Source organism: Mesobacillus maritimus (assembly GCF_023715205.1).
GTDB classification, from domain to species: Bacteria; Bacillota; Bacilli; order Bacillales; family Cytobacillaceae; genus Mesobacillus_B; species Mesobacillus_B maritimus_C.
In genome coordinates, this window is sequence record NZ_JAMBNR010000002.1 from 149988 (window position 1) to 172283 (window position 22296).

Annotated in this window: 26 protein-coding genes; 18 read left to right on the forward strand and 8 right to left on the reverse strand. The window is 39.3% G+C overall.

Features of this window, described 5'->3' with window-relative positions; all coding sequences use genetic code 11:
• Nucleotides 1-77 precede the first annotated feature (77 nt).
• Nucleotides 78-179, reverse strand: coding sequence for an IS3 family transposase (locus M3182_RS26455; RefSeq protein WP_432806634.1), 102 nt, complete (start codon nucleotides 177-179; stop codon nucleotides 78-80).
• Nucleotides 157-384, reverse strand: a complete 228-nt coding sequence (locus M3182_RS03115) for a transposase (RefSeq protein ID WP_251435379.1) — start codon at nucleotides 382-384, stop codon at nucleotides 157-159. The genes M3182_RS26455 and M3182_RS03115 overlap by 23 nt, the downstream gene beginning before the upstream one ends.
• Before the next feature lie 224 nt (nucleotides 385-608).
• On the opposite strand from M3182_RS03115, the gene helD reads away from it, so the two are divergent.
• Nucleotides 609-2954: an RNA polymerase recycling motor HelD gene (gene helD, locus M3182_RS03120; RefSeq protein ID WP_251556319.1), complete on the forward strand. Its 2346-nt coding sequence runs from the start codon at nucleotides 609-611 to the stop codon at nucleotides 2952-2954.
• 251 nt (nucleotides 2955-3205) lie between these two features.
• On the opposite strand, the gene M3182_RS03125 is transcribed toward helD, so the two are convergent.
• Together M3182_RS03125 and M3182_RS03130 are read right to left on the reverse strand one after the other, a co-directional pair.
• Nucleotides 3206-3529, reverse strand: a complete 324-nt coding sequence (locus M3182_RS03125) for a hypothetical protein (RefSeq protein ID WP_251435384.1) — start codon at nucleotides 3527-3529, stop codon at nucleotides 3206-3208.
• A 61-nt stretch (nucleotides 3530-3590) separates the two neighbouring features.
• Nucleotides 3591-3752: a hypothetical protein gene (locus tag M3182_RS03130; RefSeq protein ID WP_251435385.1), complete on the reverse strand. Its 162-nt coding sequence runs from the start codon at nucleotides 3750-3752 to the stop codon at nucleotides 3591-3593.
• A 108-nt stretch (nucleotides 3753-3860) separates the two neighbouring features.
• Here M3182_RS03130 and M3182_RS03135 point away from each other — a divergent pair, with 108 nt between their 5' ends.
• The 14 genes from M3182_RS03135 to M3182_RS03200 all read left to right on the forward strand — a co-directional run bounded on the left by M3182_RS03135 (nucleotide 3861) and on the right by M3182_RS03200 (nucleotide 14928).
• On the forward strand, nucleotides 3861-4367 hold the full coding sequence (locus M3182_RS03135; protein ID WP_251435387.1) for a phosphoribosylanthranilate isomerase: 507 nt from the start codon (nucleotides 3861-3863) through the stop codon (nucleotides 4365-4367).
• A gap of 249 nt (nucleotides 4368-4616) precedes the next feature.
• On the forward strand, nucleotides 4617-4919 hold the full coding sequence (locus tag M3182_RS03140; protein ID WP_251435390.1) for a hypothetical protein: 303 nt from the start codon (nucleotides 4617-4619) through the stop codon (nucleotides 4917-4919).
• A gap of 564 nt (nucleotides 4920-5483) precedes the next feature.
• Complete coding sequence (gene hxlA, locus M3182_RS03145) at nucleotides 5484-6116, forward strand: 3-hexulose-6-phosphate synthase (protein ID WP_251435392.1); 633 nt, start codon at nucleotides 5484-5486, stop codon at nucleotides 6114-6116.
• A gap of 6 nt (nucleotides 6117-6122) precedes the next feature.
• Nucleotides 6123-6680, forward strand: coding sequence for a 6-phospho-3-hexuloisomerase (gene hxlB, locus M3182_RS03150; protein ID WP_251435394.1), 558 nt, complete (start codon nucleotides 6123-6125; stop codon nucleotides 6678-6680).
• Nucleotides 6681-7008: 328 nt separating this feature from the next.
• A complete protein-coding gene (locus tag M3182_RS03155) occupies nucleotides 7009-7731 on the forward strand; it encodes an acyl-CoA dehydrogenase family protein (protein WP_251435396.1) in 723 nt (240 codons plus the stop codon).
• A gap of 11 nt (nucleotides 7732-7742) precedes the next feature.
• On the forward strand, nucleotides 7743-8753 hold the full coding sequence (locus tag M3182_RS03160) for an acyl-CoA dehydrogenase family protein (protein ID WP_251435399.1): 1011 nt from the start codon (nucleotides 7743-7745) through the stop codon (nucleotides 8751-8753).
• A gap of 100 nt (nucleotides 8754-8853) precedes the next feature.
• Complete coding sequence (locus M3182_RS03165; protein WP_251435403.1) at nucleotides 8854-9018, forward strand: hypothetical protein; 165 nt, start codon at nucleotides 8854-8856, stop codon at nucleotides 9016-9018.
• Nucleotides 9019-9639: 621 nt separating this feature from the next.
• Nucleotides 9640-10491 carry a VOC family protein gene (locus M3182_RS03170; RefSeq protein ID WP_251435406.1) on the forward strand — a complete coding sequence of 284 codons (852 nt, stop codon included), beginning with the start codon at nucleotides 9640-9642 and terminating at the stop codon, nucleotides 10489-10491.
• An 18-nt stretch (nucleotides 10492-10509) separates the two neighbouring features.
• Entirely contained in the window at nucleotides 10510-11568 is a 1059-nt protein-coding gene (locus M3182_RS03175) for an LLM class flavin-dependent oxidoreductase (RefSeq protein ID WP_251435409.1), read from the forward strand.
• 619 nt (nucleotides 11569-12187) lie between these two features.
• Nucleotides 12188-12415, forward strand: coding sequence for a hypothetical protein (locus tag M3182_RS26325; RefSeq protein WP_432806682.1), 228 nt, complete (start codon nucleotides 12188-12190; stop codon nucleotides 12413-12415).
• An 81-nt stretch (nucleotides 12416-12496) separates the two neighbouring features.
• Nucleotides 12497-13312 carry an STAS domain-containing protein gene (locus tag M3182_RS03185; protein ID WP_251435412.1) on the forward strand — a complete coding sequence of 272 codons (816 nt, stop codon included), beginning with the start codon at nucleotides 12497-12499 and terminating at the stop codon, nucleotides 13310-13312.
• A gap of 344 nt (nucleotides 13313-13656) precedes the next feature.
• On the forward strand, nucleotides 13657-13920 hold the full coding sequence (locus tag M3182_RS03190; protein WP_251435414.1) for a hypothetical protein: 264 nt from the start codon (nucleotides 13657-13659) through the stop codon (nucleotides 13918-13920).
• Between the two features lie 175 nt (nucleotides 13921-14095).
• Nucleotides 14096-14548 (forward strand): SRPBCC family protein, encoded by a 453-nt coding sequence (locus M3182_RS03195; RefSeq protein ID WP_251436897.1) that lies wholly within the window; start codon nucleotides 14096-14098, stop codon nucleotides 14546-14548.
• 179 nt (nucleotides 14549-14727) lie between these two features.
• A complete protein-coding gene (locus M3182_RS03200) occupies nucleotides 14728-14928 on the forward strand; it encodes a hypothetical protein (RefSeq protein ID WP_251436895.1) in 201 nt (66 codons plus the stop codon).
• Nucleotides 14929-15026: 98 nt separating this feature from the next.
• Here M3182_RS03200 and M3182_RS03205 read toward each other — a convergent pair whose 3' ends face one another.
• Both M3182_RS03205 and M3182_RS03210 read right to left on the reverse strand, forming a co-directional pair.
• Nucleotides 15027-15263, reverse strand: coding sequence for a DUF2536 family protein (locus M3182_RS03205; RefSeq protein ID WP_251436893.1), 237 nt, complete (start codon nucleotides 15261-15263; stop codon nucleotides 15027-15029).
• Between the two features lie 129 nt (nucleotides 15264-15392).
• Complete coding sequence (locus tag M3182_RS03210) at nucleotides 15393-15983, reverse strand: YdeI/OmpD-associated family protein (RefSeq protein ID WP_251436891.1); 591 nt, start codon at nucleotides 15981-15983, stop codon at nucleotides 15393-15395.
• 277 nt (nucleotides 15984-16260) lie between these two features.
• On the opposite strand from M3182_RS03210, the gene M3182_RS03215 reads away from it, so the two are divergent.
• Nucleotides 16261-17430 (forward strand): MFS transporter, encoded by a 1170-nt coding sequence (locus M3182_RS03215; RefSeq protein WP_251436889.1) that lies wholly within the window; start codon nucleotides 16261-16263, stop codon nucleotides 17428-17430.
• A 21-nt stretch (nucleotides 17431-17451) separates the two neighbouring features.
• Nucleotides 17452-17862 carry a DUF4304 domain-containing protein gene (locus M3182_RS03220; RefSeq protein ID WP_251436887.1) on the forward strand — a complete coding sequence of 137 codons (411 nt, stop codon included), beginning with the start codon at nucleotides 17452-17454 and terminating at the stop codon, nucleotides 17860-17862.
• Between the two features lie 276 nt (nucleotides 17863-18138).
• Here the strand turns inward: M3182_RS03220 and M3182_RS03225 are convergent, their stop codons facing one another.
• Together M3182_RS03225 and brnQ are read right to left on the reverse strand one after the other, a co-directional pair.
• Nucleotides 18139-19623: an aldehyde dehydrogenase family protein gene (locus tag M3182_RS03225; RefSeq protein WP_251436885.1), complete on the reverse strand. Its 1485-nt coding sequence runs from the start codon at nucleotides 19621-19623 to the stop codon at nucleotides 18139-18141.
• Nucleotides 19624-19943: 320 nt separating this feature from the next.
• A complete protein-coding gene (gene brnQ, locus M3182_RS03230) occupies nucleotides 19944-21302 on the reverse strand; it encodes a branched-chain amino acid transport system II carrier protein (RefSeq protein ID WP_251436883.1) in 1359 nt (452 codons plus the stop codon).
• Between the two features lie 255 nt (nucleotides 21303-21557).
• Here brnQ and M3182_RS03235 point away from each other — a divergent pair, with 255 nt between their 5' ends.
• Nucleotides 21558-22187, forward strand: coding sequence for a class I SAM-dependent methyltransferase (locus M3182_RS03235; RefSeq protein ID WP_251436881.1), 630 nt, complete (start codon nucleotides 21558-21560; stop codon nucleotides 22185-22187).
• The last annotated feature ends 109 nt before the right edge of the window (nucleotides 22188-22296 follow it).

Genomic DNA, 22296 nt, shown 5'->3' on the forward strand with positions numbered 1-22296 from the left:
CACGGTGTATAATGCCTGTTCCTGTGTCCCAAAAAAAGAGTAGCGCTTGGTGGTTACCCCAAAAAGTTAGAGTTTTATTATGCAGCTAATTGGCTAGATTGAATTCGGTATTCTACTGGACTCAGTCTAGCCAATTTTGCTTTTGATCGTTCATTGTTATACCAGTAATTGTATCGTATCTAATTTTAATTTAATAGAATAAGCTTCCTTCATTTTTCTTCGCTTTAATCCTTCAACCCCTTGGGTCTTATAGGCTCTTACCCAATCTTGTAATGGTGTTTGAGAGGGCATATTGTATTTCTTCGCCAATGAGTTATATCCAAGATTTCCATGTAAATACTCAGTAACAAGCTTTATTTTAAATTCCTCACTATATTTGACCATAAAAACACCCCCAAAAGTTAGTTTTATACTCTAACTTTTGGGGGTCGGTACCAAGCCCTACTCTTTTTTATATCCGATCCATTGAAAAAAAGACGATGCTGTGATAGAGTTAGATAGATGCGCATTATCTAAATATAATCGTATGCTATTATCCTTATTATAATTATACAATGCAACTCTTACTAAAGTCAACTTTTTTGCAAAACTTTTTAGGGGTGTGGGGAATGAATTCTGAACTTCAGCGTGAGCAAAAACGTGTAGACACTGTAATGGCGATGATTGGGGAAGAAATCAACAGATTAGAAGAAGAAACAACCAAGCGTAAAAATGAAGTGGTTCATATCCGCAAGCACTTTTGGGATGAAGTAAAGGTCAATACCGATACTTTTGATGATTATCTTGAGACGATTATTGGCTTGCGGCAAGAAGCTCAAGCTCTGTCTGTCACTCAAAGCACGCATCGACAAGCATCGAAGCGTTTATCTACTTTGAGGCGAATGCAGGAAGTACCCTATTTCGGTCGGATTGATTTAATAGAAGAAGGGAACTCAACTTGTGAAAAAATTTATATTGGAATTTCCTCGCTTACCGACCCTAGTGGTGAAGAGTTCCTCATATATGACTGGAGAGCTCCGGTTTCGAGTGTTTACTACGATTATCAGCCAGGTCCCATTGAGTATAAAACGCCCGGAGGCACCATTCAAGGTAGGTTGGAGAAAAAGTACCAATATTTGATTCGCGGTGGTTTCCTGCAATCGATGTTCGATACGAGTCTCACGATTGGTGATGAGATTTTGCAGCAGGTTCTGGGTAAAGGGACGGATAAAAAAATGCATAATATCGTAGCGACGATTCAACAAGAGCAAAACAAGATCATCCGTCATGATCGTGGCAGGTTGCTTATTGTTCATGGTGCAGCCGGCAGCGGCAAAACATCGGCGGCGATGCAACGAATTGCTTATTTGCTTTACAAATATCGCGAGAATCTGAATGCGGATCAAATCATCTTGTTTTCGCCTAATAGGATGTTTAATAGTTATGTATCGAATGTACTGCCGGAACTCGGCGAGGAAAATATGCAACAAGTGACGTTTCAAGAATATTTGGATCATATGCTGAGTAAGGATTTTCAAATTGAAACTCCTTTTGACCAATTGGAATATGTGTTAACAGCAACGAAGGATTCTTGGTACAAATCTAGGCTTACCGGAATCCGGATAAAAGCATCGAAAGGTTTCTTTGAAGCAATCCAAGCTTATCGAAAGTCACTAGAAGAGTCAGGAATGCTCTTTACGGACATTCTTTTCAGAAGGAAACCAATCGTTACAGGTAAAGAAATCTCGGAACAATTTTATCGTTACGACCCTTCACTTCACTTCCATAATCGATTGGAAAAATTGCAAGATTGGCTCCTAGCGAAAATAAAGGAAGTTCAAAAGAGTGAAAAGAACAAAGCATGGGTACAGGAAGAAATCGAGCTGCTTAGCAATGAAGAATACCATAAAGCTCATCTCTATTTAGCGGAAAAACGAGGCTATAAACGCGAAGAGGTTGCAGATTATGAAATCGAGCCGGAAGCACTGACTAGGTTCATTGTTCATAGAAAAATGAAAAAGGTACGTAAGTTGATCAAGAAATTTCGTTTCATCGACTATAAAGCGATGTACCGTCAGCTCTTTGCGAATCCTGACTATATTAAACTTTGGAAAGAATCAAATTCAGACCAAGAATGGGCGGCGATTTGTCGAGGAACGTTGGAAAAGCTGGATAAAAATCACTTATTTTATGAAGATGCGACTCCGTTTTTATTTTTAAAAGAGTTAATTCAAGGCTTTCAGAAGAACAGCGCTATCAAACACATCGTTGTGGACGAAGCGCAAGATTATTCCCCGTTTCAATTTGAGTTTTTAAAACAGTTGTTTCCTGCTGCAAAAATGACTGTGCTAGGCGACTTTAATCAAGCGGTGTTTGCTCATGCCAGCGAAATGGTTGATTTCAACAATCTTACCAATCTGTACGGACCAGAGGAAACAGAAGTGATTAACATCGCGCGGAGTTACCGCTCCACGAGACCTATTATTGAGTTTACAAAAAGACTCGTTCCGAATGGGGAAAAGATTATTCCATTTGAACGAGACGGGGAGCGTCCTGCGTTAACACAAGTATCTGATCACGGAGAACTGCACCGCAAAATTGCCGCTAAAGTCGCAGAATTGCGCAATCGCGGGCTTACTAGCATTGCGATCATCTGCAAATCAGCTGAAGAAAGTGAAAAGGCGTATGAAGCGTTATCCTCGATACAGGGATTAAAACTCTTAAAAAGCAATTCACTTGAATATGAGCAAGGTGTCGTTGTTGTCCCATCGTATTTATCCAAAGGAATCGAATTTGATGCCGTCATTATTTATGATGCTTCGAAGCAGGTATACGGAGAGGAAAGTCTGCGCAGAGTGTTTTACACAGCTTGCACCAGAGCGATGCATGTTTTGCAGCTTTATAGTGTCGGGGTACCAAGTCATTTTTTACAAGACGGATTGCAGGAAGGTTTGGTTCTAGGTGAGTTTTGCTGAGTTTTTTTGACACTAGAAAGCGATTGGATCAATAAATAGGATAGGGAAGAGGTTACTAGACTGAAGGGTTTCCGCCAAAGGAAAGTATTTGAAACACCAACCCAAATGGATTGGTCAACCTTCAGGTATTGGCTAACAGTCTATAAAAAACCTCTTCCCTTAACTGGTAAAAATGGTACCTCTTCGCTTTTACAGTTCAGTAATTACGGTACCAAAATTACCCAGTTGGGTTGCGGTACGTTCTTATTGAATTAGTGCGGTACCGAATTTGTTGCAAGATAAACAGCCGTTGATAAACTTAGAATACTTAAAAGAATTAAACTTGCATAAAAGACTTTTCTCGCTAATCCTCCTATGAAGTAAATATTCACTAAGAAGAAATAGATGGCCGCACTAACACCTACAAAGAGTAGAAAGTCTTTTGTGTATGTACTCGAAGGTAGCGGAGCGGTTACACTCGTTAATGCCCATCCAGCAAAGATGAAAAGTCCGATGAGGTTGAAAAATTTTCTCGTATTCGGTTCTATTGTAGTTTTAATTTCCATATTCTGTGAAGTTTGTACTTTGGTTTGCATTCTAACCCCCCCATTTATAGTGTAACAAAGGATTACATTTGTTTAGGATAATATCCAAAACTTAAAAAGAAGTAAACAATCGAGGAAATACAACAAGGAGAAATAGCCCTACAGAGGTAAATATTAGGTACTTTTTCCGATTCGTTCCTGCTCTTAATTCCCAAATCCCTAGTGTAACGAAATATAATCCAATCATAAGCGATAATAAAAAAATCAGTGCCAAGAAACATTCTCCTTTCCATAAAATATTAACATAGAAAAAGAGAATGTTCAGCTAAAAAGCTATTTTAGTGATGGTTGTTTGTTAGACTAAAGAAAAGTTGGTGGGGAAATGGATCAACACAAGTTTGATGAGTTTATTAAAATCGCAAGGAAGTTAAATGAAATGGGGATTACTCCATTGTTAATGGGTTCCGTTGGTTTAGAAGTGGTGACCGGGAAGTGTTGGCATGCCCAAGATTTGGATATTCATGTACCTGGTGATGAGAGAGGCTGGGAGGTTCCAGCTGAATTATCAATCTTTCAATGGTGTGAGATTATGAAAATTATGGAATCAATGGACTATCAGTTAATAGATTTGCATGAACATGAGTTCTCGAAAAAGGGACTATCAGTGGAGTTTGGGATTATCGACACATTGCCAAGTTTCGCAGGCGTGCCTTTAGAGGAATTAGAAATACATCAAAAAGCTGGTGTAAAGTATTATCTACTCAATCCAAATCAATATTTACGTGTTTACGAGGCCTCTTCTAAAGATAGTTATCGTGCAGAACAAAATAATCATAAAGATCTTGGGAAGATCGAGTATTTACAAACTATTGTCCACCAAGATTTGTAATGTAAGAGAGTGCTAGCGTGCCGAAAAGGGGAGCCTCGAGTAGAAAAGGAAACGCAAGAGTAAGGGAGTAATCAAGCATGCTGAAAAGCGGTAGGTTGTGGTGAAAAAGGTGTACATAACTACTATATGTAGGGGGAGGGATAGCTTGAAAAATGGGTCATTGTCAGTACGATCTTGCTTGCGAGCTTTTTAGTCCCTTTTATCCTTCAATTATCAAAGTACACAACGTTCAGAGAGGCTGTATCCGGAATGTTGAGTGGTGAGACTATTCATAAAATTATGATATCTGACAATGATAAAGAAAAAGTCTTTGATTTACTAGAGGATGAAACCATTAAATCAATGATTGAAGCAGCTTCTGAAACAAGACTGAAAAAAGCAAATGATTTTATAAATCTTAAATATACATTGTATCTATACACCAATGATTATAATGTGTACACTATCAAAATTGATGAGGATCAGATTTATTTAGACGACCACTTCTATACAGTTGTGGGGGAGAATGGTTTTTATCAGATTGTTGAAGAAATCCACAACCAACAAAACTAGAAACTTAGGCGCTTTGTTTTCCACAAACATTTTCTCTCTTTTTCAAGAAATGTCATTAGGACGGTTGAATGTCCGAGGAAGAAGATGCTGATTTGAGTTTTCTATGGATTAAAGAACAAGAAGTTTTAAATGACTTTTACAAAGAAGGTTTTTAAGACCATTGGTTAAAACATTAAAAAAGAACTTCGAGCAGCAGGTATTTCATAGCAAAAAAACTGAATTTGTCCCATTTTCCCCTTTGGCTCTTTTTAGTTAAAGGGTGTTTCTTTTATAAGCTTAAAGTCTAGAATTCCATTTGTTTCCAAATCCAATAAACGTCAACTCTTTTTTACTGGTTACATCGTGTTCTCACCAAAAATTTGGCATGATGTTTCTTCAGCGTTATTTTCTCCAGAAGCATCCTTTTTAGCACTAATTTGCGCTAAAAAGGGTCTTTTATTTTCAAATCAACGTGAGAATACTAAGACGGTGCTAGTGAGTAAATCACTTATAATAGGATATTTACGGGCATGTACTGACGGCCAGCTAGCATAATAAATGGCATTCTGGAAGGAGCGGACATAAATGAAATTACAATTAGCGTTAGATCTTGTCGATATTCCAGGAGCAATTGAAGTGGTAAAAGAGGTAGAGGAATATATAGATGTTGTCGAAATTGGTACACCAGTGGTTATCAATGAAGGTCTTAAAGCAGTAAAAGAAGTAAAAACTGCATTTCCTAACTTAACGGTGTTGGCTGACTTGAAAATTATGGACGCAGCTGGATATGAAGTAAGCCAAGCATCTGCTGCGGGTGCTGACATTATTACGATTCTTGGAGCAGCAGAAGACGAGTCCATTAAAGGGGCAGTCGAAGAGGCGAAAAAGCAGGGGAAACAAATTCTTGCGGATATGATTGCTGTGAAGGATATTGCAGCACGTGCAAAAGAACTAGATGAACTTGGTGTTGATTATATTTGCGTTCATACCGGTTACGATCTTCAAGCGGTTGGAAAAAATTCTTTCGAAGACCTTGCGACCATCAAGAGTGTCGTTAAAAATACGAAAACGGCGATTGCAGGTGGAATCAAATTAGAAACACTTCCAGAGGTCATTAAGCAACAGCCAGATTTAGTGATCGTAGGTGGCGGGATTACGAGCCAAGAAGATAAAAAGGCTGCCGCACGTGAAATGCAAGAATTATTAAAACAAGGGTAATTCAAAATGAAGACGACCGAATATTTAGCAGAAATTATTCGAGAACTAAGTCAAACCGGTGACTTCATTTCTGATATAGAAGCAGAGAAATTGGTAAACCAAATTTTAGAATCTAAGAAAATCTTTGTCGCAGGTGCAGGGCGATCTGGATTCATGGGCAAATCTTTTGTGATGCGTATGATGCATATGGGAATTGATGCCTATGTTGTTGGTGAAACCGTAACAGCTAATTTAGAAAAAGACGATCTTTTAATCATTGGATCGGGTTCAGGAGAAACGAAAACATTGGTGGCGATTGCTGAAAAAGCGAAAAACTTAGGAGGGAAAGTCGCAGTCATCACCATTTCACCTGAATCCACGATTGGACAATTAGCTGATCTGATTGTGACCTTACCGGGAGTTACGAAAGACCAGTCTGCCGGGGATTACAAAACGATTCAACCAATGGGCTCTCTATTTGAGCAAACAATGTTGTTGTTTTATGATGCCTTGATCTTGCGTTTTATGGAGAAAAAAGGCTTAGATTCGAATAAAATGTATGGCAAGCATGCTAACCTTGAATAACCAAAATAGAACGAGGAAAGACCGTGATTTCTTTGATGAAATTGCGGTTTTTCTTTTATAAAAATACATTGTTAGTAAAAATAGATTTTGCACTCTTTTTATTCTAATCCTTCTTGCCATCAAAAATTAGACTCCGGACAAAACGGTTAAATGGAAATCTTTTGCTATTTTAAATCTTTATTTTTTACCTTATAAACTATTTTGAATATTTTGACAGTTATTAATTTCCATGGTAGTCTGAACTCAAGTTTTAGCTAGCTGAGGTTCATGGGTGTTTGGGTTACATGTTGCTGCTGTTTAATAACACAAAAGGGAAGGAGTTGTAAGAATGAGTGAACATACGGTGAAAGAATCAGCGAAAATCGATTATTCTTTATGGGAAAGTAGCAATCAAGCCAATTGGTATACTGACGATCCGATTTTAACACGGTATGCGGAGCGCTATCTCCCAAAGTCTGTCTTGAATTATGTAAAAGAGAGCTTTGAGAAAACCGGAGCCCTAGCCGCGGGTCCAATGGATCGGCGGGCGGTTCATACTGACCGGGAAGGAGCACCGCGGTTAATCCGCCACAATAAAAAAGGCGAGGAAATCAACCAAGTTTGGTATAACGAAGGCTATCGTCAGACTGTGCGCGATGGGTATGGAACTGGTGTGGTCGCATACCGATACGATGAAAACGCGCCCGAAACGATTCCGTTTTTCGTGAATATGGTTTTGATTTATTTAATGTGTGAAACAGAACCAGGGTTTACGTGTCCGGTTGGATTGTCACAATCGACCGCGTTTGTGTTGGAAAAATTCGGTTCGGAGCAGCAAAAAGCAGAATACCTCAGTCGTCTTGCCTCTTGGGACCCTGAAACGCTTGCGGAGGGCGCGACCTTTTTAACTGAGATCCAAGGAGGTTCCGATGTTGGCGCAGCGAAAACAACAGCGATTAAAAACGGGGACCATTATTTGTTGTCTGGTGAAAAATGGTTTGCGAGTAACTGTGACGCAGAAATTGCGATTGTGTTGGCGCGGTCAATGATAAACCTTCCACAAAAGGCTTAGGGTTGTTCTTGGTGCCGCGTACACTCCCGAACGGAAAACAAAATAATATCACTATCCGGAGGTTAAAAGATAAACTCGGGGTTCGTGCGGTTGCAAGTGGGGAGTTAATTTTAAATAAAGCGGTAGGGTATTTAATTGGAATAGAAGAAAATGGCTTTAAATATATGGCAGAGGCGTTAAATGTCTCGCGCTTAGGCACGGGCATGAGCGGGATTGCAATTGCGCGCCGAGCGTTTCTTGAAGCGGCGATCTATACAAAGCATCGTGAAGCGTTCGGTTCGAAGATCAATCAATATCCGATGGTGCGGGAAACATTGGTCAACATGATGGCCGAAATTGAAGCAGGTTGGGCGACGACTGCACAAACGCTTAAACTGTTTGATGAAGTTCATACGTATAATCAAAAAAATGAGGAGAACTATCCTTTGCTCCGCATATTATTGTCATTGCTGAAATATCGAGGCAGCGAACTGGGCGTGTCTGCGGCTAAAGATGCGTTAGAGCTTCATGGCGGGAATGGCTATATTGAAGAGTATGTGACACCACGATTAATTCGCGATGCAATCGTGAATCCTGTGTGGGAAGGAACGGCCAATATACAAGCGCTCGAAATCTTGAAAACTTTATCGAAAGTGAGTGGGAGAAAGTTTATTCAGGAGCTTCGTGCGACGTTGAATGCTATTGACCATAGAGAGTTAATGGCTCTTAGAAAATTCTTTGAACAGGAAGTCGCTCGTTTAGAAACATTGATTGTTCATGTGTTGCAACAAGATGAGTATACTCAAACAGCGTTAGCCAAGAAATTAGCGGATATCATGTATGATGTTTTTTCAGGTGTGCATTTGTTGGAAGAAGCGCAGTATGATGTAAACCAAGACAACAATGCTCGTCGTGTGTTGGCGGTTGAACAATGGATTTCTTTAAAATTTGACCGGTCCGAAGATAGGGGAATATTGGCGAATTGTGCGATTTCTGAGGAAATATTTAACGCGTTAGTTTGCTTTGAGAAGAAGGAATTGTAAGCTGAAGCGTTAGAATAAAGGAAGGAAATAAAAAATACTTTGCTCTGGTAAATGACCGGTTCAGTTCTATCAGATTGAAAAGGGTGTGAAGATATTTGTAATGATGACTCTAATCACTTCAATTATTCCATTTTTGTCATTAATCGCAATCATCATGTTGATTGGGTGGATTTTCACCATAAAAAGAACAAATGAAAAGCAGGTTGAACAAAATAATGAAATAATTGAACTTTTAAAGAAGGTAAATGATAAACTTCAGGGGTAGATGATCGTCAGTGAACGAGTGTTAGATGATTTTTACGAAGAAAATAAATTATGTTAAAAAACGCTCATGGGGCGTTTTTTTGTTTGCATTTTCTATTGAAAGTTCGGACGGAAAACACCTGCTAATTGTGATGTTTTTCGATGTTTTTTACTCTGCCGAGAGTGAACCAAATGGTTTTATATCGGGCGATACATATCCTAGGCAGTACCTTAAAGTTCAGATCTCTAACATGGCACAATGCAATGTGCTCAAGCATTTATTTTAGGAGAGTACAACTTCCTTGCAAAAAGAAAATTACTGTTTTAAAGTTACTTACATAAAGTAACTTAATAAAAATGGGATGCAGGTAAACTGTACCGTTTTGTCAGTCCTGTGTCCCTGCCCGCAGCTTCATGATTGAAATGAATTGGGGAAAGGTAATGAAAACGAAAAGTTTTTCATCATTACGAATTGTTGGTGCCCAAACTGTTGTCAGCGAGAAAGAGAAAGGTCACCAATGGGGTTGATTGGTAACCAAACAGATGTGCAGAAGATGGAAAAGGTCTAATGAGGTTGAATTTGTGAGCGAAATAGTGTGAAAAATTTGAGAAAAACTAAAAATTTTACAAACGGAGTGATCATATGGAGTTTCATAGTAAGCCGACGACATTTGTTGGGCATGTAAAAATTAAAGTGGAAAATTTACAACGTTCATTGCACTATTATCAAGAAATCATCGGGTTTGAGGTTTTAGAACATACCGCTAGAACGGCTAAACTAACGACGGATGGGAAAACAAGCATCTTGTCGCTTGAACAACCCGAAAATGTAATCCCTAAACAGGGGAGAACGACCGGCTTGTATCATTTCGCGATTTTGTTGCCACAGCGATCTGATTTAGCCAATATTGTTACACACTTGTTAAACAAAGGAGTCCGGTTTGGGTCGTCTGATCATCTTGTGAGTGAAGCGTTGTATTTAAATGACCCGGATGGTAATGGGATTGAAATTTATACCGATCGAGATCCTGCTGAGTGGAGTTGGCAAGACGAGGAAGTGGCAATGACGGTTGATCCACTTGATTTTCAAGATTTAGCGACCGCTGCGGTTCCAGGGGAAACTTGGCAAGGAATGCCGGTGGGTACAGTCATGGGGCATATTCATTTACATGTATCTGAGTTGCAAAAGACAGAAGATTTTTATGTGAACGGGCTTGGCTTTGAGGTCGTCAATCGTTTCGGCACGCAAGCCTTATTCTTTTCTACTGGAAAATATCATCATCATATCGGCGTTAATACATGGAATGGCGTCGGGGCACCAACTCCTCCCGAAAATAGTGTCGGCTTAGAATCTTTTACGCTCATTTTGCCTAATGAAGAAGCACGCAAACAAGTTGTTGCGAACTTGAAGCAGATTGGTGCCAATGTGATCGAAGAAAACCATCAAATGATAACTCGTGATCCTTCCGGAAATACGATTGAATTAGCAGTTTAAAAGAGGAGAGAATTCACGATGTCTACTAGAAATCAAAGCGATTTTGAAATCGGGATATACACACTTGCTGATATAGGTCCGGATCCGTTGACGGGTAAAACCATATCGCCTCAGCAAAGAATGAAAGAAATTATCCAGGCCGCGAAGCTTGCGGATGAAGCTGGTCTTGATGTGTTTGGAGTAGGCGAACATCATCGCTTGGATTATGCTGTCTCATCTCCAGCCGTCGTTTTGGCGGCGATTGCGCAAGCAACGAAAAACATAAAATTAACAAGCACAACTAGTGTATTAAGTACGCTTGATCCTGTTCGTTTATTTGAGGATTTCGCAACACTAGATTTGCTTTCTGGTGGCCGCGCAGAAATCCTCGCTGGTCGTGGAGCTTTTATTGAATCGTTTCCGCTTTTTGGCTATAACACTGATGATTATGATGAGCTTTTTACCGACCATATGAATTTGCTTTTACAATTGAATAAAAAAGAGAAAGTCACGTGGTCGGGGAAATTTCGGTCTCCGTTACGGGAGGCAGAAATCGCACCACGGCCTGTACAAGAGCAACTGCCAATCTGGATTGGAGTTGGTGGGACGCCAGAGAGTGCCGTACGTGCTGGGAAATTCGGAGTTGGAATGGCGCTGGCGATTTTAGGAGGTGATCCGATTCGTTTTAAACCACTTGTTGACCTTTACCATCAAGCAGGAAGGGAAGCAGGTCATTCACCTGAAAGATTAAAAGTGGGAGTTACGGGACATGCCTACATAGCAGAAACCAATCAGGAAGCGAAAAATGACTTCTATCCTTACTATTCAAACTATTGGTACTATGTGAATCGTCAAAGAGGGATGGGAACGAGGATGTCAAGGGAAGACTTCGAGTATATGGCAAGCCCCAACACCGCTCTATTTGTCGGAAGTCCAGAGCAAATCGTCGAGAAAGTACTTCGGCAACATGAACTATTTGGCCATAAACGCTTTTTAGCGCAAGTGGATATTGGAGGATTACCTATTGAAAAAGTAGCAAAAAACATTGAATTATTAGCTACTAAGGTGGTTCCAATGATTAAAAAGGCAGTTAACTAAATCTTAGACAATGGGACAGGTGCACTGTTCTATTTTTATCAGATTTCACTATGTGCTAAATACAAACTGTAAAAATTACATTTGCGCTCGTACTCTATTTTTCTGTGAACCTCTACAACTTTGCTCGTAGCTAGTGGCTAACAAAGTTCCAGTCTCTGTTCAATGGAAGAGCAGGGACTGGGAAGGCTTTGTTTGGTTCAGAAACATCTCATTGATCAAGCTACACTTAAGCCATTTTAGATTTATAAAAATACTCTGTCCGTTTTCATGCAACCCACTCAAATGGTAGCTTAGTGGCAATTGATACTGCACGCGTGGTTGAACGAAATGTCACAGAATATGAGATCGTTTAATAGATGAAAGACCGGATTCCACTAGGAACCGGTCTTTTTTAAAGGATCTTTTCATAAACTCCTTTTTAAGGTGAAAACGACGTTTGGGCTATTTATAAATCTAAACACCCAGATAGATGAAGTAAGAGATTACACAATGAACGATAAATCGGATTATAAGATTATAACTACATTTTAGATGAAACGGAAAGGAGTTTTCTAGTTTACAAGAACAGCTCATCCAACTCATCAGCGAAGTTGGCTTTCTGATTGTCGTCACTCTGTACTTGCTTTACCCAATCGAAACAAAGCTCGAACATGTTAACCAGTTGATTCAAAGTCTGCCAGATCCGAATGGAAGAACGAGTTTGATAGTGGCAGGGCGGAAGAGTACAACTTGGGAGGAATCCTCTTCCATCCTTGCTTATTGCTTAGGGATTAAGGATCGTTATACTCCTTTGAGGTTCGTTTACAAAATATGGGATAGTTTGTTAAAAAACGACATTTTGCTATAAATATGCTAATATTGGAGTTATTCAGGAAAAATGGATCAACAGTAGAATGGTATTTACATAATCGAATAAGGGCGTGTTTCTTTGATCAAATTTAATTCTCAACTAAAAGAGATTTCCGAAAAGTTATTGAATTCTAGTGATGATTTAGTGGCCAAGCGTTACAATGCTGACGACAACTTCTATTCAAAAGAGATAGATGAGTCCCTCCGCGGGTGGCGTAGTAACCTTGTGGAAATATTTGCACTTTCAATATACAAAGAAAAGAAAGACACATATAATCAATTAGAGATTTGGGGTTCAGATGCAGTTGATTTATTAATTAACTTGAAATTACCACTAGATGTCGCGATTGAAGAAGTGCGCTTCTACCGGAACTTAGTTGGTGAAATTATTCGAGATGAAGCAGTAAAAAATAATTTTTCGCTTGAAGTTTTTTATGAAATTATTTCTCGATTTGATTCTATAGTAGACCGTGCCATATACTGGTTGAGCTTATCCTACTCTGGCAAATATCTATCAAGAATTCAAGCGGCAGAAATTTTATCATTAGAACTTTCAGTACCACTTATTCGAATCTCATCAAAAATGGCCATACTGCCACTAATAGGGGATATTGATACAAATAGAGCAAAACATCTGATGGACAAGACATTATTGCAAGGAAGTAAGATGGATCTCACTTATTTAATTATTGATTTATCGGGTGTTCCGGTTGTGGACACGATGGTCGCTAATCAAATCATCAGCTTAATCAAGGCCCTAAAATTGTTAGGCATACAAACCTTACTGTCGGGCATCCGACCTGAAATCGCTCAAACAATTGTAAAACTTGGCATTAACTTAAAGGATATCCCTACATTTGGAAATCTTGAACAAGCGTTGCAACAGATCAATTAATGGGTCACGGAAAAGAAAGTACAGATTAGGAAATCGATTTTCATTTGAGAAGCTATATCAAGGAAGACTTTGAGAAACGAAGAGAGTCGAGGCTTAGTCTTGGCTCTTTTATCATAGGCTCTTTTCTTAAACTCTGTTGCTTTTAGGTATAAAGAGAAAAGAATTAGTTGTGTTTTCGCTGGACAGCGACTTTAAATTCATGAGAATAGAGCCAGTAAATCTAGTATAAACGCACAAAATGGCTTATCCTGCGTTAAAATCGGCTTTAGGATTTTAACAACAATCTTTACGGAAATAGCCTTATCATAAATTAAAATAAGGAAAGGGCGAGGGGAGTTAACGCAGTGGATAAGGAACAATTAAGAGTGGTTAATAAGCTGCAGATAATCGCTCTTGTTTTAACAGGGATACTGTCGTTCGTTCCGACAGTTGGTCTTAATGATGGGAATAGGTATTATGGTGTCCCATTGCAATCATTTTCTTACAATGGATCAGGTTATTTTGGAATGGATGTAAACATGTGGGCTTTGATCGCCAATTTTATCTTTATCTACTATTTGTGTAAAATTGGATTGAAGTTGTGGAGGTCTGTTTTGAGTAGACTGTAAATTCAGAAATTTCAAATGACAGCTGGGGCTCTTACTAAAGATCATCTATGTTACTAAAAAGACTCAATGAAAATAGCAGGTATCTTTGCCTATCAAAGTTCGAGTGGGTAGAATGAAAGGAGGATTGTTGCTAAGGAGTAGTTCTGGCAATAATCCTAATAAGGAGGAAATAATCTTGAGTATTCATTTTGAAGTGAAAAGAACCATCTCTGTTCCGAAGGAAAAGGCCTACGCAGGTTTGCTTGACCTTGATGCTGCTAGCAATTGGATGCAAGGCTTCGTTGGGATTGAACGATTGGATGAGGGGCCGTTACAAGTGGGAAGCGAGTGGAAGGAAACGAGAAAAATGTTTGGATCAAAAGCTACGGAACATTTTGAAGTAGTGGAACTCCATCAACCTGATAAAATTGTGCTTCGGTGTGATGGAACAAAAGGAACAACAGGCAAAGGAGAATTTGTGTATACATACTATATTACATCATCAGGTGATCATTCTGATGTGACCTTAAAAGGGGAAATAAATGGGCTTACTGGGGTAGCGAAATTATTCGGAAAAATGATGGCAGGGACTTTTTCAAAAGCGTGTGCGAAAGATTTAGATGCATTAAAGAGTTATTTGGAGAAGTAAGTGTACTCAATAGTGAACAGTGTTTGGTTCTGTTCTTCATCGGGGAAGATGCTTGAAATTAAATTTTCAGTCTATTCAATTGCAACTTTTGGCAAAACAGTTTAATAGCATGCTAAAGTTGATTGGTGTTTAAATGAAAAGAATGGAAAGATATCCTTCTATTATAGGGAGGGAAATAAATGTCAGCAAGAGAAAGAAAGTTTCAACTTCAACTATGGATTAGTGCTATATTAGGCTCATTCATCGCTTTTCTTGCGATTAAATTTATATGGGCAGATGATAGCTATTCGTTTTTACTAGTATTCTTGTTGGTTGGCTTTGTGATTAATTTCATGATCTCAACCATTCGTGCTAAAAAATATAAAGAAGAAATTCTTTAGTACAGTAAACAGAGCCAGTGGCACAGTTCGGTAATAAATATTTACATAAAAAGGCCCAACTAGCATTTACTCACTAGTTGGGCTTTTAAATTCTTTTATTACACTGAAAGAGAAGAACCACCATTTTGCTTTAATTTAAAATGCACAACAGCACTATAAAAGCGGCGCCCGTCTTCAGCTACGTACATTTGGTGGGAAACAGAATGAACGGTGAGCAGCAGAGCTTTGTTGTTTTCAATTTGGGCTTGAATTTTTTCTTCAAGCTTTTTAATGCTTTCTGCTTCAAAGAACTCAATTTTATCTTCATAAAAATCTAAATTTAATTGTAACCCCATTTTTTCCTCCAATAAGCCTGCTAATAAGTCTTATTTTATCATCGTTAATGAGAATTCTACAAGGAACAAGTATGAACTTGGACTACAATGGCAGACGGTGGGACAAGGTGTGCCTGTCCCAGTGTCCTGCTACTCATTTAATCCTTTACCATCAAAGATTTGTTGGGTGTATTTTTCTATTCTGGATTGTCGGGTTTTGGATTGTTTGGCTTTTGAAAAATAGAGAAGATAGGCTTTTTGCCGTCCGGGTGTTAGTGCTTCAAAAGCTGTTTTCAAGGCAGGCATTTCAGCGAATTTACTTTGAAGTTCTTCAGGAATGATGAATTCTGTTATCTTTTTAGATTCCACTTTTAGACCAGCTTTTTCTACTAAGATCGCTTCCTGAATATAGGCTTTCAAATTTGATTCCATTTCGTCAATTTCCCGTGCATTGGTGAACCGAATTTGCCGTTGCGTCTGCGAATTCTCCCCAGGTGCGATGAGAATGTCATTAGGATCTTTTAACAACACTCCTTTAAAAAACATCACTGCAAAATATTCTTTAAATGGTTGGATGATGACGATGTTCTTATTTTGAAACATATAACAAGGTGTGCGCCACTTCAATTCCTCAGTTAACTCACAGTCAAGAATGATTCTTCTCAACTTCGCCATTTCTTCCTTCCAAGTAGTGGCTTGGCTTAAAAATTCATCAACTTTAGGATTCATTTTATTTGGCATGAAGGAAACCTCTTTTCCAATTTTCTTTGATTATTCCTGCAACTTCTATGGCCTTTTTTGTCACTAGTATACATGTTTTATAACTGTTCAACCATACAAGCTGGGAACAAGCTGAAAATCCTAGAGTTGGTGAGAATACAACGATTCATATACCGTATAATTCAGCCTAGTTTGAATGGGGTCAATTCAATATCCCTTTGTCACAACCTTTTGTTATACTGTAATAATGCTAGACTAAGTCTTTCTGCATTTTTACATAAAATATTGGGGGAAGTTCATGCGTCAGTTCTTGTTTATCTTGATTATCTATGCAGCCTTTATTAGTTTAGGGTTGCCTGATTCGCTTTTAGGGGTCGCTTGGCCCAAGATGGTAGGAGAATTTCATGTAGCATACAGTGCGGCTGGGATTATCTCCATGACCATTGCCATTTGTACGGTTATTGCTAGTTTGCAGACGGCAAGAATTACGAGAGTAATGGGTACGGGCAAGCTTGTTTTAGGAAGTGTTTTGCTTACTGCAATTGGGTTGATTGGCTTTGCGTTTACCCAAAATTTCTTTTTATTGATTGTTGCTGCGTTACCACTTGGGTTAGGAGCAGGTGCGATTGACACTTCTTTAAATGATTATGTAGCTGTCAATCTCAAGGCACATCATATGAATTGGTTGCATGCTTTCTGGGGAGTGGGAGCAACGCTTGGGCCAATGATTATGGGGCTTGTGCTTAATCATCATTTTTCCTGGAGAAACGGTTATTTAATTATTGGCGGCATTCAATTATTGCTCGTTTTGATTCTTTTCCTATCGCTCCCTCTTTGGAAACAAAACGAACAAAAAGAAGCCAAAGAGTCGAACGAAAGTACAAGTTTACAATCTCTTTTGAAACAAAAAGGAGTTCTCTTTGCTCTGCTTTCCTTTTTGTTTTATGTTGGGTTAGAAGGAACCATTTTTTTATGGGGAAGTAGTTATTTATTCGAAGTGAAATCTTTATCCGTCGCAACTTCTAGTTTCATCCTGTCGATCTTTTTCGCCAGTTTAACGCTTGGTAGGATTTTTTCTGGCTTTATCACTTTTTGGTTATCGAATCAAAAAATGTTGTTGTATAGCGAGATCGCCCTTTTGCTTGGGATCTTGATCGTTGCGTTTGGATCGGGCAACGTGTTATACGGTGGCTTTCTCCTTATTGGTTTAGGATGTGCCGCGATTTTCCCGACAATGATTCATGAAACGCCGAGAAGGTTTGGCGAAAGAAATTCGAGAAGTATTATTGGGTTTCAAGTAGCTTCTGGTTATGTTGGGATCATGGTATTGCCTCCATTATTAGGAGTCTTGTTTGAAAACTTCAGTATGAATCTTTTTCCAATCTTTTTATTTGTGTTTGCCTTTCTTTTACTTGGAGCGACCGTTGTGATTGACAAGGGGAGAAGAACAACCAATTTAGAGAGTTAGATAGAGTGGAGTGGGGATTTTGTGAAAAGTCGTGAAAAGATGCAGCATGCTTTGAGGAATCGTGTCATTCCGATTTTACGAAGACAAGGTTTTAAAGGTTCGTTTCCCCATTTTAGGAGAGCGAACGAACAGAATATTGATCTACTAACTTTTCAGTTTAACAGATGGGGAGGTTCGTTTGTTGTTGAGCTAGCTTCTTGCCCACCAGAAGGAATGACCATGTCGTGGGGAGAAAAAATTCCACCGAATAAAGTAAATGCTCATCATGTAAATGAGCGTTACCGGTTAGGAGCGAATTCTTTTGAAGCCGAGGGGATATGGTTTGATTACGAAACAGCCAGTTCTGTAGAAGACTATGACGAAATCGCTGGGAAGGTACTACAACATTTGAAAACTTCTGATTCTACATGGATTTCTTCACTATTTCGTTAACTGAGAAAAAATTTTTAAAAAAAGTTCGCTAGGTTTTAGCGAACTTTTTCGCTTTTTTAGGTGAAAGCCAAGTGTTTGGACGGAGTATTTTTCATATACAAAGCTAGTCATCTTAGCACCTACTTTTCATGTGGAGGGGTTAGTTTATACCTTTTCTCTGGTTGATTGATTTCTTTTCAAGAGAAGATAGAGCTTCTTTTTCTTACAGGTGGAAAAGAAACCAAAGAAAAATGCTTGGAATTGATCCAAGCATTCTTTAAAGGGGTAGGGGTACAACTATTCCATTGCTACCCAAACACTCTTTACTTCTGTGTAATTGTTCAATGCATAAGAGCCCATTTCGCGCCCGATGCCGGATTGTTTGAAACCACCAAATGGGGAAGCGGCGTCGAAAGCATTGTAGCAGTTGACCCAAACGGTACCCGCACGGAGATTGTTGGCGATATAGTGTGCTTTTGCGACATCACGTGTCCAAACGCCTGCAGCCAAGCCGTATTCACTATTGTTCGCGCGATTGATCAATTCATCCAAATCGTCGTATGGCATCGCAGAAATAACAGGTCCAAAGATTTCTTCTTTTGCAATCGTCATTTCATCGCTTACATCGGCAAAAATGGTTGGAGAAACAAAATAACCATCTTCTTGTGGTTTTGTGCCGCCGACGACAAGTTCTGCTCCTTCGTTCAGTCCTTTTTCGATATACCCAAGAACACGTTGTTGTTGTTCAACGGAAACGAGAGGTCCAATCTCCGTGTCCGCATGCAGCCCGGCTCCTTGTTTGATTTTACTCGCATGACTCGCCATATCAGCAACGACGTTGTCGAATTGCTTCTTTTGAATAAATACGCGCGAACCGGCGCAACATACTTGGCCTTGGTTAAACATGACACCGTTTAGTGCACCTGGGATGGCCTTTGTTAAATCTGCGTCAGGCAGGATAATATTTGGTGATTTACCGCCAAGCTCTAGTGTTACGCGTTTCATTGTTTTTGAGGCATTCGCCATGATCTGTTTTCCGACTTCAGTTGAACCGGTGAACGCAATTTTATCAACTAAAGGATGGTCAACAAGCGGCTGACCAGCGGTTTCGCCAAAACCAGGAACAATGTTCACCACACCATCTGGGAACCCTGCTTCTTGAATTAATTCAGCTAAGTAAAGCGCGGAAAGTGGAGTTTGCTCTGCTGGTTTTAACACAACTGTACAACCTGTTGCGAGCGCCGCGCCAAGTTTCCACATCGCCATGAGAAGAGGGAAGTTCCAAGGGATGATTTGTCCGACAACGCCTACCGCTTCATGACGAGTATAGTTAAAATATGGTCCATTTACAGGAATGGTTTGTCCAACAATTTTCGTGGACCAGCCTGCATAATAGCGCATATGTTCAACGGCCAATGGAATATCCGCATTCAGCGTTTCACGAATGGGCTTCCCATTATCCAATGTTTCTAATTGAGCAAGTTCCTCACTGTTTTGTTCCATTAAATCAGCCAATTTGTACATCAGTCGACTACGAGCAGCAGTACCCATCTTTGACCAAGGACCTTCATCAAATGCTTTACGCGCAGCTTTTACAGCAAGATCAATATCCGTAGCATTTGCTTCGTAAACATTCGCTAATACTTCACCAGTGGCAGGGTTGTAAGTTTCAAAGGTCTTTTGTGAGGTACTCTCGACAAACTGACCATTAATAAACATTTTCTTCTTCCCACTTAGAAACTTTTCAACCTTTTCTTTCAAGCCTACTGTTAATTGACTCATCCAATTCCTCCTCAAAATCGTAATCTATGTATATTTCGTGGTGATGTTGGACTTACATCTAAAATGGTAGCATCTAAGGAAATTAGACTCAACGAAATATTATCGTAATTTTCTGACACCAATCCTTAAATTCCTATTAAACTCAACAATACCTAACAAAACTAAATGAAACGAAACGGAAACGAGCCATTTCGTGAAAAACTGACATTTTTATAAAATAACAATAGGTTTGGAGGATAAAATAGGGGCTTCTTGTGAGCAGTCATTTTATACAAAATAAAAAGCCTCATTTCTCCAGGAAATGAGGCAAGCTAGGATAACTAGCGAGATGCTGCGGCTATTTTTTTAGAGTAGGTAGGCCATAATAACCCAAGCACGACACCAACTAATGCAGGCAAAATCCAGCCAAGGCCAATCTCGTAAAGTGGCAAATAGTGCATATAAAACATTTTAATGGTTTCAAACCATGAGAGAGTCGCACCTGGCAAACTGTCAACTAACGTGCTGTAGCCGTCGAAGAAGCTTACACAAAACGTGAAAAACATAGCTGATGCGTAAACACTCTGTTTATGGTTGAATAAAGGTGAGCAAAGAGTTAATAAGATCAGGACAATGGCTAAAGGATAAAGCAACATCAATACAGGTACGGCATATTGAATAATATTGTTTAATCCAAAGTTAGCAATGGTAAAAGACAACAAACAAAGAATTAGTACGAACCATTTATAGCTGATTTTCGGCAAGAGTTGATGAAAAAACTCGCTGCAAGCGGTAATCAGACCAATGCTCGTTTTTAAACAAGCTAGGACGATAATAATCGCGAGCAAAATCGAGCCAAATGATCCGAAATAATGCTGCGCCACAGCAGCAAAGATTAAGCCGCCATTTTCGTAGGACCCGATGGCCGAAATGCTTGATGCGCCCATATAAGTAATCAGTCCATAAATTAGCATCATCAATAGCATGGCGAATATACCTGATTTCCAAGTGGCTTTTGCAATCTCTTTTGTATCGGTGATGCCTTGTCCCTTAATCGCGTGAATGACGACAATGCCGAATGCGAGCGACGCGAGAGCATCCATCGTGTTATATCCTTCTTTAAAGCCGGTGATAAAAGCTAAGTTTTGGTAGTCACCTGTTGGCTGATCGAAAGGACCCATAGGTTTGACAATCGCAATCACAATTAATAGAAATAAAAATACTAAAAATGCAGGCGTTAAATATTTGCCGATATAGTCAATAATTTTTGCTGGGTTTAGCGAGAAATAATAGACAATCGCAAAGAAGATAAAGCTAAAGAGCCCTAAGTAGAAACTGCCTTGTGACGGATTGATATATGGTTCAAAACCGACGACAAAAGGGACCGTTGCTGTTCGTGGAATCGCAAAAAACGGGCCAATCGTTAAGTACAGGGCCACTGCGAAGACCACGCCAAAGAGTGGGTGGACTCGGCCTGCTAAATCACGCAATCCACTACTTCCGGATAAACCAAAAGCAAGAATCCCGATAAATGGAAGCCCAATGGCCGTTGTGAGGAAACCTATCAAGGCCGGCCAATAGTTTGTACCAGCGAGTTGCCCCATTTGGATGGGGAAAATTAAATTCCCGGCACCAAAAAACATGCCAAACAGCATCGTCCCGATGATGGCATACGTCGAAAAGGGTATTTTTTGTTGCATATGTGTGCTCCTTCTAGATGAATTTCGTTTATTTTAACAGCTTTTTTAGAAGTTTGCTATAGCGTGAGGGTTAAATATGGAATGGTAGCTACTTTATAGGAGGGTAGTTGTTCAAAAAACCATTGTTTATTTGCTGTAGGGAGAATAAAATTTGGACCGAGTGCAGGATATTCGCCGTTAACGCAGATATATTCGCCGTCATGGTAGTTTTATTCGCTGTAGGGCGAATAAAACATTTTTAAAGGGGTATAAACAATGACAGAATTCTGGGAATCAAGTTTTATCGAAAATCAATTGATGTGGGGGTTTGAGCCTTCAGACTCGGCCATTTTAGTAAAAGACTTTTTCCTTGAAAAGCATGTGAACGAAATATTGATTCCAGGGATTGGATATGGTAGAAATGCCAAGGTTTTTCTGGACAACGGCATCAATGTTACAGGGATTGAAATTTCAAGAACAGCGATTGAATTGGCGAGGCAAAATGGATTAAGTATTCCTATTTTTCATGGTTCAGTCAGCGATATGCCGTTTGAGGACAAGCTTTATGTTGGGATCTTTTCTTATGCGCTGATCCATTTATTGAATAAAAGTGAGCGCGTGAAGTTAATTCAAGATTGCTATCATCAGTTGAAGCCAAACGGCTTTATGATTTTTACGACAATCTCAAAAGAAGCGCCAATGTATGGGAAAGGCAAACAAATAGGGAAAGACTATTTCGAAACTATGAATGGAGTAAAAATGTTCTTTTATGATGAGGATTCCGTCAAACAAGAGTTTGGAAACTATGGACTGGTCGAAATTTCGGAGGTTGTTGAGCCACATAAAGACAAGGAAGATAAGCCTCCATTTAAGTTTTTAATGATCACATGTAAAAAAGAAGGATAGAAAGGGAAGTCTTTTCGGCGCTTTGACAAAAAGGAAAAAATTCCCACCAGGCGACTCTTATCAAAGAAATATCTTATTTTAAATGCTGGCCATAAATAGCTTAACTATA